We start from the raw sequence: 18,270 nt of genomic DNA, 5'->3' as shown, positions 1-18,270 counted from the left end.
CTGCTCTTCCGAAAACTGCTTCCGTTTCATTCCGTCCGTCCCTTCGAGGGGCCGGCCTCTAGTTCCAAGTGGATGAAGAAACGGGGGTCACGTCACCATGAGCCGCTGCCAGGGCGGGTAAGAGTGAGAGGGCGGCGATAGCCCGGTCGTGCCAGGTCGGGAACGTTCCTCGAGTGGTGTTCCAGGCGATCAGCCGATCTTGACGGAACAGGCGGCTCATCCTGTCGCGCGCGATCCCGCAAGCGCCAGCTTATACGCTGCCTCACCGACGAACGCCCGCATGGCAGGCCGGGTAAGCCTCACAGTTTGCCCCTCTGACAAGCACGCCGCGAACGACGGCTTCAGTTCTTCAACCGCTGCTGTATCTGCCCGACTGAAGGGCTTGGCCATCAACAGCGCATGAGCGCCTGCTGGGTTCTCCCGCACCACACAATCCCCGAAGGCGCGCGAGGGCCTGTAGGTGGACGGCAGCTGGGCTATGTCGCCGTCGAACTCGCTTGCGAGGTCGCTTGGCGGTGCGTCAGTCATGGTCGCCGCGACGGGAGCCCCATGGCCAAAGTCACGTCGGTAAAGCGCCGGGTAGAGTGCGTAGCGGAAAGCCTCGGGCTGCATCCTCATCTCGAGTTTACCGCCGGTCCGACGCGCGGCTGCGTTGAGACAGGTAAGATCTGCGGCCTTCATGCTGGCTGCGAAGAAGCCGGAGCTGTTGGGCACAGTGCGCACGAAGGCAGTTACGGCGGTGCGGCGCCCCTTCTGGGCCACCACGCAGTCCGCGAACTCGGCAAGATAGGGTTCGGTTTGCGACGGTTTGGTCGTCTCTGCCTCGGCCGACGGGATCGGCGCCATGACGGCAGCCGCTATCAGCCAAATCGAAGCGACGGCATTGATTCTCATCGCAACCCCTCTCATGGCAGCCGACTTGGCCGTCGGCGAAGCGACAGCGTTTCTGACATAGACGATGGGCCTCGTCGAGGAGGCTGGCGAGCTACCGCAAGCCTGCGAGTTGAGGAGGTTCCACCGGCGGGTCCGTCAGAAAGCACTGACTTTTGGAACGCTTGCTGCCATTATCGCGACGCCATCAACCGGACACAATCAATCACCATCCTTCTGCTCGGGAGACGATGCGTGATGGATGCACAGCAAGTCGCTACCGAGATGGTCGGCCCGGCGCCCTCAAGCCCGGCGAGGCCTGCCGGTCCTCTCCAGGTGCCTGACAGCCTTAAGGCGGCACCGACACGATGCCCGCCAATTGGGGATGGCGAGGTAGTTGTCTGCGGCCGAGCTGATCAGGAGCAGTTCCGTCTGCGTGCCCTGCCGGACCTTCCCGAGTTCAGAAGTATCCTGAGCAAGCCGCTTCGTCTCCACCTCGCACCCGGAGTGACCGTGGGTACCGTCGAGGGCGGAGGAGTCGGCGTGCGGGTCGAGTTCGGGCCTGGAAAGAAAAGCGGCAGCGACTAGCCGAACCTGCCAATCAGGCCAGCCGGACAGTCGCGCGGAAGGCTCGAGCGACGAGGTGAACGAGCGGCCGGAGTTGGGAAGCGGGGAGGGGCGCTTGAGTGACCGGTTGTGGGTCCTTTGGATTTATAAAGGGCTGTCACGATCATCAGTCAAAGGTAAACATGTTCAAGGTGCCTGCTGACGAGGCCCCGTTCATCATCCATCTGCTGCTCCATCATACGCCAGATAGCGGCGGCCGCGCTGCGGTATCCCTGCCAGTCAACAGCGACCGTTTCATCTGTCCAGCGAGACACGTGCTGATCCGACACCAGACGATTGGCAGCGAATGAGTTCTGCAAAGCTAGCATGTCTCGGGCAGAGGCGTAGTTCGCGCCTACCAACAGCCGAGGTACAACTACCTGATTGATGAAGCGGCTGCGTTCGATGCTGACCTGTCCAAGCGCGGCGCGTGCGCGGGGCAACATGATCGGGTCCGGAGCATCACACCGGCACAAGCGTCTGATATCATCAAGACCCAGCTCGATCCGACGGTGATAGTCGCTCAACGTCCGCAGCATGTTACCTTAGGCTCCCCATCCCCAAAGCTGACCTAGATCAGCATACCAGCCCTCGGCAAGTCGCAGGCGGTTACAGCGCTAAGGGCGCTTTCGGTGTTAGCGGGATGCTCGCTCGCGCGCCGGGCTCGAATGGCGTCAGTCGAGATCACGGCCTTGAGCTGGCACTTGCGCTTAACGTGTCAGAAACCATGGCGGCCTTAGGCCCGGAACGTAGCAACTTGATCTGGATCATTCGCCGTGCTCCCTTCGCTGATCTCGCGCGTGACCGCATTGGGCATCATCGTCGGTGCGGCGTTAGTCGGTCTGATCGCGCTTCTGCTGCAATCATCGCTGGAGACGCGCGAGAGCTTCGCCTGGGTGACTCATTCCCAGCAGGTGATCGTCGACCTCGACGAGGCCCTCGCCGAGCTGCGCGAGGCAGAGTCAGGTCAGCGCGGCTTCCTGCTGACGAAGGACGTCCGCTTCGTGGCGACGGTAGATCAGCGGCTCGCAGACGCGGCGCGTCAGTTCGTCCGGCTCGAACGGCTGACAGCCGACAATTCACTCCAGCACGAGCGCGCCGTCGCGCTCAGGGAGGCGGTCGCGCGGCGCATCGCGGTGCTGCGCACGCCCTTGATCCTTGGCCGTCGCGGTGACTTCGCGGCAGCGATGCGGATCGTCGCCGGTGGACAGGGGCGGGAGCTGATGGCCGAGGTCGATCGGCGCGCAAGCCTCCTGCTACAGCGCGAGCGCGACCTGCTCGCGCAGCGCGCGGCGGAAGCCGAGGGCCGGCTCGCCGGCACCAAGCGGGCGGTGATGGTCGGCGGCCCGCTCGTCGCGATGCTGCTCGCTCTTCTGGTCGGCATGGTAGCGATTGGCGTACGACGCCCGCTTCGTCGTGTCCTCGATGCGATGGCGGCGTTGGGAGACGGAGAGGGGGAGAGCAGGCTCGACACGCGCACCGGCTCGCTCGAGTTCGATCGCCTCGCCAGCGGATATAACCGCATGGCGGAGCGGCTCAGCGAGGCGCTGGGCGAGCAACGTGCCACCGATGTACGGCTGCAGGCGGCCAACGCCGACCTGCTCGCGCAGCGCGGCGCGCTGGAGACGCGTGGGCACGTCATCGCGCGGCTCGGCGACATGGCGCATCGGCTGCAGGCGGCGCGCACCGACGCCGAGCTGGCGCAGATCATCGACTGTTACGTGCCGCAGGTGCTGCCCGGCGTGGCAGGCGCGCTCTACGCTCACAACAACTCGCGCAACCTGCTGGTCCGGCTCGCCGGCTGGGGTGAGGGCGGAGTGCTTCCTGAGAGCTTCGGCCCGGACGAGTGCTGGGCGCTGCGGCTGGGCCAAGGACATATCGTGCTCGGCGACGGCCATGAGGTCGGGTGCCGTCACGCTGCCGACGATGCCGGGGCGTACCGCTGCGAGCCGCTGCTCGCCGGTGGCGAGGTCATCGGGCTGCTCTTCTTACAGGGTGTCGTCGGCGAGGAGGAGGCGTTCCGGCTCAACGCGCTCGGCGAGAACATCGCGTCCGCACTCGTCAATCATCGGCTTCAGCGCGATCTCAGGGAACAGACGGTCCGCGACGCGCTCACCGGACTGAACAACCGCCGCTACATGGAGGAAGCCCTCCAACTGGAGATCGCGCGCGCCGCGCGCGCGGGTACGCCGCTCGCCTTTGTCATGTGCGACGTCGATCACTTCAAGCGCTTCAACGATGAGTTCGGTCATGACGCCGGCGACGCGGTGCTACAGCTCGTCGGCGCGGCGTTGCGGGAGCACTTCCGTGACGGCGATGTCGCCTGCCGCTACGGCGGCGAGGAGTTCGCGATCATCGCGCCCGGAGCGACGGCAGCGGCGCTCCTGCCCCGGATCGAGCGGCTCCGCGGCGCGCTGGGCGCACTTCGGCCGCGACAGGGCGCGCGGGCGCTGGGCCCCGTCAGCCTGTCCTTCGGCGTGGCCGAGTGGAGCGCCGGCCTGGGCCGTGACAATGCGCCATTGATCGCGAGCGCTGATGCGGCGCTCTACCGCGCGAAGCGCGAAGGACGTGACCGGGCGATCGTGGCCGATCGGTTGGCCGCCTGATCATGACCAAGAAGGACAACGCCGTCATCATCGAGAACATCGAACCCGACGCTTATGGCCTCCTCATCCTCGCTCCCGAGACAACTCTGGGCAGTGGCTGGTTAGGCGGCGACAGGGTTGTGGGTCGCGCCGCTTTACGTGACCTGTTGATCAGGGCTGCTCGTTTCACCGAAGATGAGCGGCAGCGGCTGACCGTCCATCTGTCGGCTCGTGCGATCACGCTACGCCTCAGTGATGTTGAACGGCATCTCAGGGCGTGACACAGAAGGGAGCCGACCGCTTGGTGGCGGGCTTTGCGCTGCAGACCGGCAGCATATGCGAGCCGGACAGCTGCGTAAAACTTCTCAGGGCTCAAACGCGAACCTGAGCAAGCGTCCGAAGTTCGGGGTGGGGGCAAATGCCGCCGAATGACAGCAATTGGGTTTAGGCGACCGGAGATTGAATTTGCTGTGATTCTGTCAGAAATCGAAGGCGAGCGCTGCGACTAGCCGACCCTTGCTGTCATTCTCCGACGAGCGCCCGCGATAACGGGCGTCGACCCAAGCCAAGGACCAGGTAACGCTGCTCACCGCGATGTCCGCGCTGAGCAGCCAATCGATCTTGGGCGAGCCGCTAGTGGTGTTGACTCCGGTTTCGCGGCCGAGATGCGCTCGCAAGGTGATCGGGAGTGACGGCAGCGGCTTCGCCGCTTCAGTGAAGAGGTACAACCCGTCTCCTGCGCCCAGCTCGGCCTGGTGAGGTGTGTAGCTGATACCGGCCTTCACCGCGACATCGCCTACCGCATGAGCGCCGCTGCCGTAGATCTCGGCGCTGCTGACACCATCGGCGCCGGGGTAGAAGTACGAGATGATGCCAGCGTCGACGTCCCATCCATGAAGGGCCGTACGATAGCCGCCATAGGCGTCGACCTCCGAGTGCGCGCCTTCATAGGCGGCAACAGACGAGCCCCACAGGCCAGCGTAGAAGCCGCTTGGAGCGCTCGCCTCCACGGAGGCCTGGACAGCGGGACCACCGTTCGTCTGGCTGACGCCGCGTAGCCTATAGTCGCTGACAGCAGCAAGATTGAACGCCAGCGTTGGTCGGATCGCCGGGACCCTCTTGCCGTCGGGGATGGCGTCGGGATCGCGATTAGGCCGCGGTCCGCTGGTCTGATCGAGTGGTGCGGCGGCTCCGACCGTGCTGGCAGGGGCGGGCAGGAGGATGGCCAAGGCGAGCGGAATCATGCTGCCCTCGACTGGCGAAGGAAGAGGGCGATGTCGTCGTTCAGTGAGCTCAGCGCAGTGGTTAGATCCATCGCCACCTCGTCCATACGGTCGGCGGCGTGGAGACCGGCCGCAATCGCCGCTCGGGCGTTCGCCACTGCGGTGGTGGTGCCGCGGCTCTCGTCTGCGACGGCGTCGATACTCTGCCGGATCGAGGATGCTCCCTGGACCTGTTGTCGGACCACCGCAGTGATGACCTCTGCGGCGCGTTCGGTTCGGGCGAGCGCCGAGGCGACGGTCCTTGCCGCACCGGACGTGTCCGCGGTACGACGCAGGAGGTTGTGGAGCTGGTCGGTCACCTGTCGGGTGAGATCGGCGGTGTGATCGGCCAGCGCCTTCACCTCGCCGGCCACGACGGCGAAGCCGGCACCAGCGGTACCGCAACGCGCAGCCTCAATGCTTGCGTTAAGCGCGAGAAGGTTCGTCTGACGAGAAACCTGGTCGATGCCGCCGACGATCGAGCCGATTTCGTCGAGTGTCGAGGAAAGCGCGGCGATACTGGTCTGCACCTCTTCGCCATCGTCGCTGGCGCGTTGCACTTCGATCAGCGCGGTGCGCGCCTCCGCTTCAATCTCGCGACCTGCGTCTGCGAAGGCTGCTGCCCTTGGCGTCAGCTCGCCCAGACATCGCTCGGTCTCGGTCGCGGCCTTGGTCGCAACCTCGACCAGCTGCTCCAGCCCGCGCCCTTGATCGCGGACCAGTTCAGAGGCGGCCGTCAATGTTCGTGCCTGCCCCTGCATCGCATCCAGCAGCGGCGACAGCTTCGCCTCGAGTTGCTCTTTGGCGTCGATCAGCGCGGCATCTCTTGTCGCGGCGAGACGTCGGTTCAGCTCGCTGTTCTCGTGCCTCACATCTCGGACGATGACCTCGAGCTGTTCGCGTGCCGCCGCGTCAGCCATCGTCGCGTCGGCTCTGACCCTTCTCAGATCCTCAAGGGCGAAACGCGCTTCCTGAGCATCGGCGGCCGACTGCCGCATCGCCGCGTCGGTCTGTTCGACAGCGAGACGGCAGCGGCGCAAGACGCGGCTTCCGATCAGCACCATCGCCAACAACAGCATACCGAGCGGTAAGAGACACCGATCGCGCAAGGCGGTACCAGGGTGCTGCACGGCCCATCGCAGGTGACCAAGCGGTCGTCCATCTGCGCTCCGCAGCACGACGGAGCCGGGCACGTTCGGCGTCGTGACGTCGTCTCCCGTGAAATGTAGGGTCGGCAGGCGCCGTTCTGTGCCCAAGCTGGCGAGCTGTTGCGGCGTGAGGATGTCCACCAACAGCAGGTAGGACGCGGGCCCGGGTGGCAACCGGACTTTGCCCGGATCAGGGACGATGGCGGCGATGCTGAACGCGGCGAGCTGGTCGCCGACACGGAATAGACCGCTGCGGCGATGATCCTCACCGACCGGCTTTTGGCGTAACTCTGCCAGCGCGCGCGTTAACGTCGGTCCCATCAGCGCGAAGGGATTGACGCGGGCTGCAACCCCACGATCGCTGGCGTACATCGTCCGGTCATGGCCGTCGATGACGAAGCTGTGCTCATAGCCCTGCGTGCGAAAAAGGTACGGGCCGATGTTGTCGCTCGCCCAATCCGGATCGATGGAGAGCACGAGGTTGGCTACGGAGTCGTCCCAGGTGGCGTAGTCGCTCTGATTGCGCAGCATGAAGTCGAGCCGGCTGGAAACGACTAAGCGGGCGAGTTCGGCCTCGCGAGCGGCTTCCTGAGCATCGGCATTGACGGTCAGCCAGACCAGCAGGGCGACGATGATGATGCCTGCGACCGCCATGAGGGCGCATAGCGGGTAGAGGAAATGGCGCCGATAGCTGTTGAAAGACGCGTGATCACGTACACTGCCAAACATGGATCCACCCGCCTGCATCAGTTAGCCAATGCGCATCATTGATTAAGATCAGGCTACAGGCGGTAACGTAGATGCGAGGTGGTCGCCCGTTGACAGCCACGAACGCGTCGGTTCTGAAAGTCCAAGTCAGCCCTTGGAGATGGCCTTGACCGGCCTCGGAGCACACGCGACCGATCTCTTACAAACGCCTAATAAGGCGGGGCAAGCATCAGGAGCTCCATGATCGGTCGAGGTTTTGCCGAGTTCTAGAAGATCTTCGCTCGTGTTGCCCACCTCGGCGGTGTGTGGATGCGGCTCAAAGCTGGGTCATTCATGCGAAGCTGACCAAGTTAATCCTCTAAGCGACAGGAGGCGCATCTTTGAGTTCATGGTTATACCTGCGGAGGGTGGTCGGCATGATCGGCTGTGTCACTTCCAGCACGCGCTGGAACGCTGCTTCGTTGAGGGGCCGGCTGATGTGATATCCTTGGATCGTGTCACACCCCTCCGCCACGGAGAAGGCAAGCTGCTCGCCTGTCTCAACGCCCTCCACGGTGGTGGCTATGCCGAGGCAGGAGCTCATCGTGATGATGGCGCGGATAATAGCCGCGCTCTCCGCGTCTTCCGGGACCTGACGCACGAACGACTGATCGATCTTGATTTTGTCGAACGGGAATTTGCGAAGGTAGCTAAGCGACGAATAACCGGTGCCGAAATCGTCCATGGAGATCCGCACACCGGCTTCCTTCAGGCAAGCCAGTGTTGCCAGCGTGCGCGCTTCGTCGTTGAGCAGAACGCCCTCGGTGATCTCCAATTCCAACCGGTTCGGCGCAAGACCGGACGAGCTGAGCGCCGACAATATCACGGATGCCAAGGTCGGGTCGCGGAACTGCGCTGGTGACAGATTGACCGCAACGGTGATGTGCACCGGCCAGGTTGCCGCTTGCGCACAGGCCGTCCTTAGTACCCAATCGCCGAGCGGGAGAATAAGGCCCGTTTCCTCGGCCAGGCCAATGAAGTCGATTGGCGGTATCAAACCTCGTTCCGGATGGTTCCACCGCACCAACGCCTCTGCACCAGTGATCTCGCCGCTCTTCGCGTTCATCAACGGCTGATAGTGCAGCTCGAGCTCTCCGGCGTCGATGGCGTGACGTAGGCCGATTTCCAGTCGGCAACGCTCCTGAGTCTCCTCGTCCAATCGGGGATCATACCGCCGCCAGGTCGCGCGGCCGTCTGACTTCGCCGCGTAGAGGGCCAGATCGGCGTTGCGTAACAGCTCAGCGGGATCGTCGCCGTCGTGCGGCGCCCAAGCGAAGCCGACGCTTGCGCCGAGGTGTAGTGCCTGGCCGAGATAGGTGAATGGCCGTCCGCCGATCGTCTGCACCAACCGTTGAGCCAGGATGGCGACTGAATCGAGGTGATCCGTGGAGACCTGGAGGATCGCAAACTCATCACCACCGAGTCGCGCCAGCACGTCGCCATCGCGAAGGGCGGATTGCAGTCGCTCCGCCACCATCCGCAGGATCGTGTCGCCCGCCGCATGCCCCAACGTATCGTTGATTGGCTTGAAGCGATCGAGGTCAATCATCAGCACGGCGAAGGATTGGTCGCTTGACCGGCGGGAGGCCGCGTGGATGGAGAGAAGATCGAAGAAGCGGGTGCGATTGGCCACGCCGGTCAAAGCGTCGTTGAACGCGAGCGTCCGCATGCGTGCCTCGGTACGTAGGCGCTCGCGCTGGTCCCGGACGGCGATCACCGTCTGCACTTTGTGCCCGAGGGCCACCTGCGAGCGCAGCACGCGAACAGGGATCATACCGTCGCCTGCGGTAAGAAGCTGAGTCTCACGCTCCTCACGCTCGGGCATGCTTTCGAAGTCCACGCCCGGGAGTAACTTACTCAGTGAAAATCCGGCAAGCGTGCCGGCGCTGTAGTCGGACAGGCGTTCGATACTCTGGTTGGCGGTGATGACCTCGTCGCCGCGGCAGATCAGCAGACCTTCCAAAGCCACGTCGGCGAGCTCGCGGAGGCGCCGTTGATCCTGGCGCCATCTCGCCTTCGCGGCCAAGTCGAAACGCCAGCCGACGACCGCGAGCGTGAGCAGCGCCGTGGAGACGCCCGCAACCCACGGAGCGACGGTCGACGGTGACATGGCGTTGGAAGGAAAGATGACGCCGCTGTCGCCATGCAGCGTCATGGCGGACATGCCGCAGAAGTGTAAGATGGCGATTGAGAGCAGCAGCAGTGGGGGCGCCGCTCGACGAAAACGACGACGGCGGTGAGACAACGTCATCATGCCTAGGCCCATGACGGGCACACCGACCAGCACCGACGCCAGAACCAGAGGCAGGTTCCATGAGACGCTGCCGCGCACCAGGTAGGCCGACTGGCCGATGTAGTGCAGCCCTGCGATGCCCACGCCGATGACCACGCCGGCGACGAACTGGCGTGAACTGCGTCGCGAACCCATTGACACCAAGATACCTGCGCCAATGCCTACGATCGCGCAGGCAAGCGACACAACGGTGCCTGATGGATCGAAGGCGGCGTCGATGCCGGGCTTGAAGGCCAACAGCACGATGAAGTGAGTCGCCCAAGCGGTGCACCCACCCGCCACAACACTCACCAGCGCCCAGCGCCGACGTGGAACGCCCTCGGCGCGAGCCGCGTGGCGGGCGATGGCGAAGGTGGCGTACACGCCAACCCCACACACTAGCGCCGCTAGAACCACCAGCAGATGGTCATGGCTCTGTGCGACGCAGTGCGCGATGGTCGTAAGGAGACTCATTTGAACAGCCTACGACCGGAATCTTAACACCGATCAAATGCCGGAGCGCACGGCTAAACAGGCCGAAGCTAGCACCGATGCGACTCGTGCGCTCCTACAATGCCGTCTCCACCGAACCTTACCTCAAAGCTTTCGCTGACGGAGAGAGTGGGTCTTTGCTTGGATCGAGCATCTCCGCTGTCTGCTTTGGCACCGTGCCTGTAAGAGTGCAGCGAGGTGAGTAAACGGCGCATGCAGGTTCGTGAGCGGCCTGCCATTGCCGGCGTCCGTCGTGGTGCCCGCCGCGTGAATGGACAATCGTGGGCTCTTGAGGTGGTGAGAACGCCGCGGTCGTCAGCTACAGCTCGTATTAGACCTAAGTCGAAGGCTTTTTTTAACATACGTTGGTTAGCGCTCCGTCTCGGACGGAGAGCTTCAATGATCACATGGTTCAGAAATCACGCTCCGATCCGGCTGAAGTTCCGGATCATCGTCGGGTTCCAGTTAACGGTCTCGGCAATGAGCCTAAGCCTGATCTACATGGCGGCGATGTCGCCGTCCGCCGGAGTATGGAGCATCATGCTTCTGGGCTGTGCGCTCGCGTCGTTTCCTGTGCTGCTGACGTGGTACAGCGGAAAGCTGATCAGCGACCCTTATGTCGCGACGGTGATACGCATGGAGGCGCTCGCCGAGGGAGATCTTGGCAGTCTGATCCCCTTCGTGGAACACCGGGATTGTGTCGGTCGCATGGCGCGCGCCATGCACGTTTTCCGCGACAATGCGGAGACGATCCGTGTCGCTGGCGCAGCGTCGGATCTCACTGTCAACGAGCTCAGCTCGGGGCTCAAGCGCCTCGCCGCAAGCGACCTGTCACAACGTCTCGAGGTGTCGCTCGCACCGCAGTACGAAGATCTGCGCCGAGACTTCAACACGGCGCTCGAAGCGGTCGCTGCCACGCTAGCGACGGTCACAACTGTCGCTAGCGGCATCAACAGCGGCGCCAGGGATATCCGGCAGGCGTCTGACGACCTCTCGCGTCGCACCGAACAACAGGCCGCCGCGTTGGAGGAAACCGCCGCAGCGATGGAGGAAATCACCTCCACGGTCCGCCAGACCGCTACTGGTGCGGCGCGCGCGAACGCACTCGTCAGCCACGCACAGGATGAGGCCCAGCGCTCAGGTGACGTAATGCTGCGCGCGGTCACTGCCATGAACGGCATCGAGCGTACCTCCGGAGAGATTTCCGAGATCATCAGCGTGATCGATGGGATCGCCTTCCAGACCAACCTGCTCGCGCTCAATGCCGGGGTCGAAGCCGCCCGTGCCGGCGATGCCGGGAAAGGCTTCGCAGTTGTGGCATCGGAGGTGCGGGCGCTAGCGCAGCGCTCGGCTGACGCCGCCAAGGACGTCAAGGCGCGTATTCTCGCTTCCAGCGAGCAGGTGGAGGCGGGCGCCAAGTTCGTGAGTGCAACAGGAGAGGCCCTTCACGGCATCATAGGGCGTGTCGGCGAAATCAGCACGATCGTGTCCGAGATCGCCGGATCAGCGGAGCGCCAAGCTGTCGGCCTGCAGCAGGTGAGCACCGCCATCACCGAAATGGACGGCGTGACGCAGCAGAACGCCGCTATGGTCGATCAGGCAACCGCCGCTACCCGGACGCTGGCATCCGACGCCGACGCCCTCGTACAAGAGGTATCTCGCTTTCGCCTCGAAGCTGCACGATCGCTCACCGACTCACGTTCCCCTCATCGAAGCCTAACTGAGCGGGCGAGTATGCGCGCAGTGGCGTAGCGCCAGGCTGCCAGCCGAAACAGGGCGCCGTCGTATGAACGCGAGGGCTCATCCACTACGCGCGGCGGAATCAACATTTATCGCCAGACATGGCCTGTGCGGTAGCAGCAGCAGCGACACCGAAGGAACAGCGTGAACGCTGCGAGCTGAACGAATGACCGAACTTGGTACAGGAATCTGGGACGCCGAATGACCGCTTCTGGGTCTCGTGAGGAGCGGGGAGGGTGCTGGGAGCGGCGAGACTAGGATAGTTGGCAATCTGTGTTCCCGGTAAAAGCCGTTCGATCAGCGCAGCCACTCACATTTCACCATCCTCGCAGGCCAGTGGTCAGGGCTGGCTTACTGGATTGCCCCAAGGCTGAAGAGCGCCAAGCCCGCAGCCGATGTCATCAGCAGGGTCTTTATGACCGTCACGCGCGTCATGAGGAGTTGTGCGTGACGGGTGTCGCGCGCGGACTGGTGAGCGGGCCCGCAAAGGTGCGAGCCCGCCTAGTTACTTTAGCTCGCCTGTGACCAAGCGACCGCGTCGGCACCTGCTGGCAAGTGCGCGCGGCCCCCCTCGTCGGTCACCGCGCGCCAAACCGCCTCGGCGACGTCCTCAGATGAGGTGGTCGGCCCTGTGTCCTGCTGCCAGCCAGCCATCACCTGCTCGACCAGCGGCATATACGGTTTGGGGAAGCCGCCGGTCATGGCGGCGCGGGCGTTATCACCGAAGCGCGTCGTCGGCGCGCGGCCTGGCAGCACGACCCGGACGCGAACGTTGAAGGGTTCGAGCTCCAGCGCGACGCTGTCGGAGAAGGCGTTCACCGCCGCCTTGCTCGCGGTGTAGACGGACAATAGCGGCAGCGGTCGATAGGTCACCGACGAGGTCACGTTGACGACGACACCGTCGCGCCGTTCTCGCATCTGCGGCAGCACCGCCTGCATCATCGCGATTGTGCCGAGCGTGTTGGTCTCGAAGATGTGACGCGCCGTGTCGATCGGTGTGCCTTCCAGCGCGTTGAGGAAGCCGATGCCGGCGTTGTTGACGAGAGCGTCGATTGGTCCAGCCTCGGCGACCACGCGCGCTATACTCCCGGCATCCGTCACGTCGAGGGGCAGAACGCGTAGGCGCGCTGACGCGGGCAGCACATCCTCCCTCGGGTTCCGCATCGTCGCGATCACGTCCCAGTCGCGCGCCGCGAAGTGTCGAGCGACTTCAAGCCCGAAGCCCGAAGAGCACCCGGTGATCAATATGGTCGGCATGAAAGCTCCTGTCGTTGGCACGGCACAGATGGCGTTAACGCTGGGATCTGCTACGCTTGTGCGTCCGCATCTGTTTGGCGAGCGTCCGAAGTTGATCGATCCTCTCGCGCAGGTCGTCGGCGTGCTCCAACCCGACCTGTCGTTCGCCAAGTTCGTCGAGGCGGCAGGGACGTGGCGAGTCCGCAGGGTGGCGGATGGCCGCGCCTTTTTCTTCGCCGCGCTCGAAGGCGCCGTGCGGCTCGACATTGTCGGGCATGCGCCGCTCCCGATCGAGAGCGGCGACTTCGTGCTGATCCCCGCCGCCTATGACTTCACCTCGTCCAGCTTGAGCGACATGCCGTCATCGGGTCGCGACAGCCTGCCGGTGGAGATCCGGCCAAACGTCTTCCGCCTCGGCGATCAGCGCGGTGAGCCCAGCGTCCGCATGTTGGTCGGCTCCTGCGTCTTCGGGTCACCAGATGCCGGGTTGCTCGTATCACTCCTGCCCTCGATGATCCACGCGCGGGGTGAGCCGCGCCTTACCACTCTAATACAATTGGCGGTTGAGGAGTCGCGCGGCGGACGGGCAGGGCGTGACGTGGTGCTCGCCCGGCTTATGGAGGTGTTGTTCATCGAGGCGCTCCGCTCCACCGGTCCGCATCACCCTTCGGGCATCCTGCGTGGGCTGAGTGATGAGAAGGTCGCGGCAGCGATCCGTGCTATCCACGATCAACCGAGCGCTTCCTGGGACGTGCCTGGGCTAGCCAAGACCGCAGCAATGTCGCGCTCGGCCTTTTTCGAGCGCTTTCGGCGTGCAGTCGGCATGGCGCCGATGGAGTATCTCCTCCACTGGCGGATGGTCCTCGCGAAGCGACTGCTTGAACAGGGTAAGCTCGCCATCGCCGAGATCGCCCGGGAGGTCGGCTACAGCTCCGCTAGCACCTTCAGTGTCGCTTTCTCGCGGCATGTCGGTGCCACGCCGACCATGTACGCACGACGAAAGCTGATCGAGAGCGAGCCTGCAAGCGACCCGCTGCGCCAGCATGAACCAGTGTCCGCTTTTGGGTAGCGAGAACGACGCGCTGAATGGCTGGTTCTGGGTCCTCGCCACTAGAGGAGAGCGGCCGTTAGCGCTCAACCACGACCATTCGCGATTGGAGAAGGAGCCGCCGCAAGCGGTCGGCCGAAACCCACAAAACTGGATCAGACGTAAAGCTGTCGGCCTGCATGAACATGCCAAGGCGTCGCCACTTAATCTCGTCGGCGGAGTGGATGCCCCCGAACGGCAGCGACTCCTTGCAGAATGCCATCCACGACAAAGGCCGGCGCTTCATGCGGCAGACCGTGGCCCGCCCGCTCTGCGACATTCTGGCGCGCGTTGGTCGAGAGCGAGAGGAACTGTCGCTGCATTCGCTGGGTCGCGTCCTCCAATCGGACGGCGATCGGTTCAGACAGCCCGGGTATCATGCGGAAGCGAGGGCTATGCGTCAGCACGACCACCGGCTTTCTCCCGAGCGAGGTAAGCTGGTGCGCCTCCAGCGCGCTCGCATGCATGTCAAGTCGCTCCTCGTTCCTGGTCGGATCCGTTTGCACGCTGGTGAGAAACGAACGAGCCTCGGTCACGGCCTTCTCCTCGCCCGGCGCGGAGGCGGGCAAAAGGGCCAACCAGGTCGAGAACTGGTCAGGATGAGTTGTTGACACCAGCACTAGCCCGGCCGTGTCGGCCGGGTACTGCGCCGCGAATACCTGCGCATGTAGCCCACCGACTGAATGGCCGACAAGAAGATAAGGCCGCGGCACCCCTGCTGCTGACAATGCGGCATGCAGGTCGTGAGCAGCATTCAGGCTGGATCGCGGACCAGGCTGAGCCGGATCGCTCTGCCCAAGGCCCGCCCGATCATACAGGCAGACACGCGTTACCGGCTCCACTTGCGCCGCTATCGCCCGCCAGCCCGCATCCTCGACCGGCGCTGTTCCCATCCCAGCGTCAACCACCACCGTCGGTCTTCCCGTGCCCTTGCACGAGAGGCGGATGAAACGGCCGCCGACATCAAAGCGCCCGTCGATGGACTTCTCCTGGGCCGCAGCGACTACGCCGGACGCTCCAGAGGCTATGCAAAGCAGCAGCGTTGCGATGAACAGAGCGCGCATGCGAGCCTCCCGACCAGGAACGCCGATGTAGACTGGCTTGCGGGCGGATCACAACGTCTGCTTCAAGGCTAACGTCACCGACAGCTGTGGGTTGGCGTCTCTGCCAAAGCTCGACCAAGCCGACGGCTTTGTAACGCGTCCTCGTTCAAGCCGCCGAGATGAATGCTTGACCGAAGTTGAGTGACGGGTAGGGCGCCAGGAGTGACCGCTAATGGGTCGAAGGTCGGAGAGCACGTGGCGAGCGACCGCTTCTGAGTCGTCGCAACGATCGACCTCCGGCCGGTTGTCGAGCGAATTCACGGCATTCGGCAGGAAGATCGCGAACGTCGGCTTGTTCAGATCCGCGATTCGGAAAGCTAGCTTTCCACCGCCCGGCAGAGGGGATGGCAATCGGAATCGCTCTTTGGGTCACCCACGCTCCACCATGAGGGTGGAAATGGTAGCTATAAGCGCTATATTCCGTTCCAGAGTTAGCAAAACTAGGATTCGTGATATGGTCGCTAACGTCGTTGAACGCTCCCGACAGCCCGAAGGCCGAACGGGGAAGCCGGCTCGTGCCTTCTATTCGGACCAGCACATGACAGCGGAAAGCACCGGCTTGGTCGCAGTCAATGTGACGATTCGTGACATTGTCGATATCGATGGGGTGCAGGAGCTAGATAAGGCAGGCGGGAGGGGTAAGGCGGTGACCAAAGCGACGCGGATTGCGCTTGCGCAAGCCGCCGAGCGCCTTTTCAAGCGCGCATTCGCCTTAGAGATTGATCACTTGGTCGGTGCCTATCGGGTCATACTGCGTGAGAGCTTAGTAAGGTCCGACGATCCCGCCATTCAATCCGCGCTAAACCGAGCGCGGCTTCAGGAGCGGATTCTTTCGAGCACATCGATGATCGATCAGACGGAGGCGTGCGAACTGCTCGGCCTGTCGAAGTCGAATCCATCTGCGACGATGCGGCGTAAGGAAGAGCGGGGCGAGGTATTGCGCTTCTCGATCGAGGGCCGTGCCGCCTATCCGTTCTTCCAGTTTGACGTGGAGAGCCGGCGTACTTACCCCGTGATCTCGCGTCTGATCGAGATGAAGCCCGAGTCCTGGAGCGACTTCCGCCTGCTCTATTGGCTGACTCGCCCGCATGTCGATTTTGAAGGGGCTCCGGAGGCGATGCTTGGCAGCGATCCCGATGGCGTCGTTGCGGCCTTTGAACGGGAGATTGAGCCGGCGGTCCACGGCTGATGTCGATCTCGATTACAATCCCGAATCCCGCCACGATGCGTGTCGGAAAAGAGCGTTACATCGACTTGCAGGCCGACACGCTGCTCCACCGGATCCATCCGGAAATCTATGGGTCCGACGAATATAATCCGACTAACAAGGGTGACGCGCGCTTCTCGCCAATCCGTGATGCCGCAGATGATGTAATTCCGACGATCTATGCGGCAGAAACTTTCGAGTGCGCGACGTGTGAAATCATCCTGCGCTCGCCGGATGCATTGCCTACTGATCCTAAGACCGGCATGCCCACCCTGCAGATCGTTAGTCCCGACGATTTCAAGGACTACGCGCATAGCGAGTTGCGCACGACTCAGCCTCTCAAGCTTGTCGATCTAACAATCGCTGGCCAGCGCCGGGTCGGCGTGGAAAACAATGCCCTCCTTGCCGGCCCGAAGAGCAGCTATCCGGAAACGCGCGCCTGGGCCGAGAAAATCCATGCCTCCTGCCCTGATGCGCAGGGGATCTCCTACACGTCCTTCCAATATGGCGATGACCGCGCCCTTATTCTGTTCGGAGATCGCGTTCCGGACAATGCGCTGGAAGCGGTCGCGCGCCGTCGTGTGGCGGACAGCCCCTGTCACGACGAGATCGCTGCGCTCGCGCGCTCGCTCTCCATTGATTACGAGACGATCTGACGACCTAGTTTTCGCGTCGCGGTGACACCGGTTTGAAGGTCTTGGCTTCTTGCACAGATCAGATATTGCCGCGGTGCGCGATGCGGGACTCTGCGCATTAGATGAACGAATGACCGAACCCGGGAGGCGGGCACGTCATCCTGAACGTCCGAAAGTGGGTCTCAGCACAGGATAGTAGAGGACGGTCTGTCCTTGATCAGGATAATTCGCAGTCAGGGAGTGTTTCGATGCGAGTAGCTGAACACGCGCGCTGGGCGCCAGCCGTCAAGCGCTCGCTGCCATAGCTGCACGAAGTGCGTCGTCCCGACCTTTCGCTTCGGGCCATCTCCTTTGCCTTCGAAGAAGTCGTGGTCGCCTTCCTCGATAGCGCCGAAGCCTGGCCCGGCCTCGACGCGCAAGGAAGGCTCAGCCGCGCTTTGAGCGCCAGGGCGTCCAGCATCTTGTCCGCGGCGACTACCTCGTTTTCTACCGGGTCGATCCGGAAGCTGTGACCATTCTGACGATCCTCCACGGCGCGATGGATTACGCCGAGCATCTGGATCTGGTGTGAAGGGCTGATCGAGGGCTTGCTGAGGAGCTGTGGCGAAGCCGTCAGGACCACACAGTGGGCGCGCAGCTGGGCTAGCGCTGAGGATCTCTGTGGCAGGTTCGAACGTCCTGCGCAGCCTCAGCGCCCTAGTCATGACTCTCCAGTTTTCCTTATCAGCGGCGGCGTGTCGCGCGATACTCGGACTCGGTACCCTCCATGCACGGCTTTTCGTCTCGTCCACAATGAGTGATTGCGGCGATGCGGCTTTGAAGGCGTCTCTTCGCAGCGCAGTTGAAATGCGGTGAGAAGGACATAAGGGTAAGCGGAACTGGCGTCATGGTGGCGGTTTGACGCAAATAGTCTAGCGTCTTCGCTTCGGAAATCACGGTTCCGTTCCACCGCCAAGCGCCGGAGCGAAGCTGTATCGCGGTATTCCAAACTGGCTCGAAATACGGTTTGTGCGGTGGAGGCTGCTGCCTCGCTAGCTGCCAACCCGCGACAGTCGGGCATTTCGGCGCTGTAACCGCTTCCGCCGGAACGGTTGAGATCGCCGCCGACATCCAGAAATAGACTAAAGAAAGCGTCATTGGGTATGGCTACCCCAAGCTGAGGCTTGCTGCCAGAGTGCTCTAAGCCGCAATCTCCTGCTTTTAGGTGCCTTGAACACGTCGCTGGCTCGAGCGGCGAGATGAACAAGCTTCCGATGTTGGGAGGGCGCCGGGTGGACCTG

Annotated in this window: 14 protein-coding genes; 7 read left to right on the top strand and 7 right to left on the bottom strand. The window is 63.2% G+C overall.

Annotated features, from left to right (window positions below):
- Positions 1 to 216 precede the first annotated feature (216 nt).
- On the bottom strand, positions 217 to 894 hold the full coding sequence (locus tag FHY02_RS22390; RefSeq protein ID WP_183926548.1) for a hypothetical protein: 678 nt from the start codon (positions 892 to 894) through the stop codon (positions 217 to 219).
- Positions 895 to 1,607: 713 nt separating this feature from the next.
- Positions 1,608 to 2,015: a hypothetical protein gene (locus FHY02_RS22385; RefSeq protein ID WP_183926546.1), complete on the bottom strand. Its 408-nt coding sequence runs from the start codon at positions 2,013 to 2,015 to the stop codon at positions 1,608 to 1,610.
- A gap of 261 nt (positions 2,016 to 2,276) precedes the next feature.
- On the opposite strand from FHY02_RS22385, the gene FHY02_RS22380 reads away from it, so the two are divergent.
- Positions 2,277 to 4,082 carry a diguanylate cyclase gene (locus FHY02_RS22380; RefSeq protein WP_311731917.1) on the top strand — a complete coding sequence of 602 codons (1,806 nt, stop codon included), beginning with the start codon at positions 2,277 to 2,279 and terminating at the stop codon, positions 4,080 to 4,082.
- Positions 4,083 to 4,084: 2 nt separating this feature from the next.
- Positions 4,085 to 4,342: a hypothetical protein gene (locus FHY02_RS22375; RefSeq protein ID WP_183926542.1), complete on the top strand. Its 258-nt coding sequence runs from the start codon at positions 4,085 to 4,087 to the stop codon at positions 4,340 to 4,342.
- A 198-nt stretch (positions 4,343 to 4,540) separates the two neighbouring features.
- On the opposite strand, the gene FHY02_RS22370 is transcribed toward FHY02_RS22375, so the two are convergent.
- The 3 genes from FHY02_RS22370 to FHY02_RS22360 all read right to left on the bottom strand — a co-directional run bounded on the left by FHY02_RS22370 (position 4,541) and on the right by FHY02_RS22360 (position 9,874).
- Positions 4,541 to 5,305, bottom strand: coding sequence for a TorF family putative porin (locus tag FHY02_RS22370; RefSeq protein ID WP_183926540.1), 765 nt, complete (start codon positions 5,303 to 5,305; stop codon positions 4,541 to 4,543).
- The gene (locus tag FHY02_RS22365) at positions 5,302 to 7,200 is read right to left on the bottom strand and encodes a methyl-accepting chemotaxis protein (protein ID WP_183926538.1); all 1,899 of its coding nucleotides are present in this window, start codon (positions 7,198 to 7,200) and stop codon (positions 5,302 to 5,304) included. The genes FHY02_RS22370 and FHY02_RS22365 overlap by 4 nt, the downstream gene beginning before the upstream one ends.
- Positions 7,201 to 7,537: 337 nt before the next feature.
- Entirely contained in the window at positions 7,538 to 9,874 is a 2,337-nt protein-coding gene (locus tag FHY02_RS22360; protein ID WP_311731916.1) for an EAL domain-containing protein, read from the bottom strand.
- Positions 9,875 to 10,381: 507 nt separating this feature from the next.
- Between FHY02_RS22360 and FHY02_RS22355 the strand changes: the two genes are divergently transcribed.
- Entirely contained in the window at positions 10,382 to 11,734 is a 1,353-nt protein-coding gene (locus FHY02_RS22355) for a methyl-accepting chemotaxis protein (protein ID WP_260173087.1), read from the top strand.
- A gap of 498 nt (positions 11,735 to 12,232) precedes the next feature.
- On the opposite strand, the gene FHY02_RS22350 is transcribed toward FHY02_RS22355, so the two are convergent.
- Entirely contained in the window at positions 12,233 to 12,979 is a 747-nt protein-coding gene (locus FHY02_RS22350) for an SDR family oxidoreductase (RefSeq protein WP_183926532.1), read from the bottom strand.
- Between FHY02_RS22350 and FHY02_RS22345 the strand changes: the two genes are divergently transcribed.
- Entirely contained in the window at positions 12,969 to 14,027 is a 1,059-nt protein-coding gene (locus FHY02_RS22345; RefSeq protein WP_260173088.1) for an AraC family transcriptional regulator, read from the top strand. The genes FHY02_RS22350 and FHY02_RS22345 overlap by 11 nt on opposite strands.
- A 182-nt stretch (positions 14,028 to 14,209) precedes the next feature.
- Here FHY02_RS22345 and FHY02_RS22340 read toward each other — a convergent pair whose 3' ends face one another.
- Positions 14,210 to 15,109: an alpha/beta fold hydrolase gene (locus tag FHY02_RS22340; protein WP_183926530.1), complete on the bottom strand. Its 900-nt coding sequence runs from the start codon at positions 15,107 to 15,109 to the stop codon at positions 14,210 to 14,212.
- 493 nt (positions 15,110 to 15,602) lie between these two features.
- Here FHY02_RS22340 and FHY02_RS22335 point away from each other — a divergent pair, with 493 nt between their 5' ends.
- The 3 genes from FHY02_RS22335 (at position 15,603) to FHY02_RS23510 (ending at position 17,561) form a co-directional block, all read left to right on the top strand.
- A complete protein-coding gene (locus FHY02_RS22335) occupies positions 15,603 to 16,337 on the top strand; it encodes a hypothetical protein (RefSeq protein ID WP_183926528.1) in 735 nt (244 codons plus the stop codon).
- A complete protein-coding gene (locus FHY02_RS22330) occupies positions 16,337 to 17,011 on the top strand; it encodes an RES family NAD+ phosphorylase (RefSeq protein WP_183926525.1) in 675 nt (224 codons plus the stop codon). Before FHY02_RS22335 ends, FHY02_RS22330 begins: the two co-directional genes overlap by 1 nt.
- A gap of 376 nt (positions 17,012 to 17,387) precedes the next feature.
- A complete protein-coding gene (locus FHY02_RS23510) occupies positions 17,388 to 17,561 on the top strand; it encodes a type II toxin-antitoxin system RelE/ParE family toxin (RefSeq protein ID WP_183926550.1) in 174 nt (57 codons plus the stop codon).
- The last annotated feature ends 709 nt before the right edge of the window (positions 17,562 to 18,270 follow it).

Source organism: Sphingomonas sp. BK069 (assembly GCF_014193405.1).
Lineage (GTDB): Bacteria > Pseudomonadota > Alphaproteobacteria > Sphingomonadales > Sphingomonadaceae > Sphingomonas.
The sequence above is the reverse complement of the archived record's forward strand: the minus strand, read 5'-3'. Positions and strand labels throughout refer to the sequence as shown.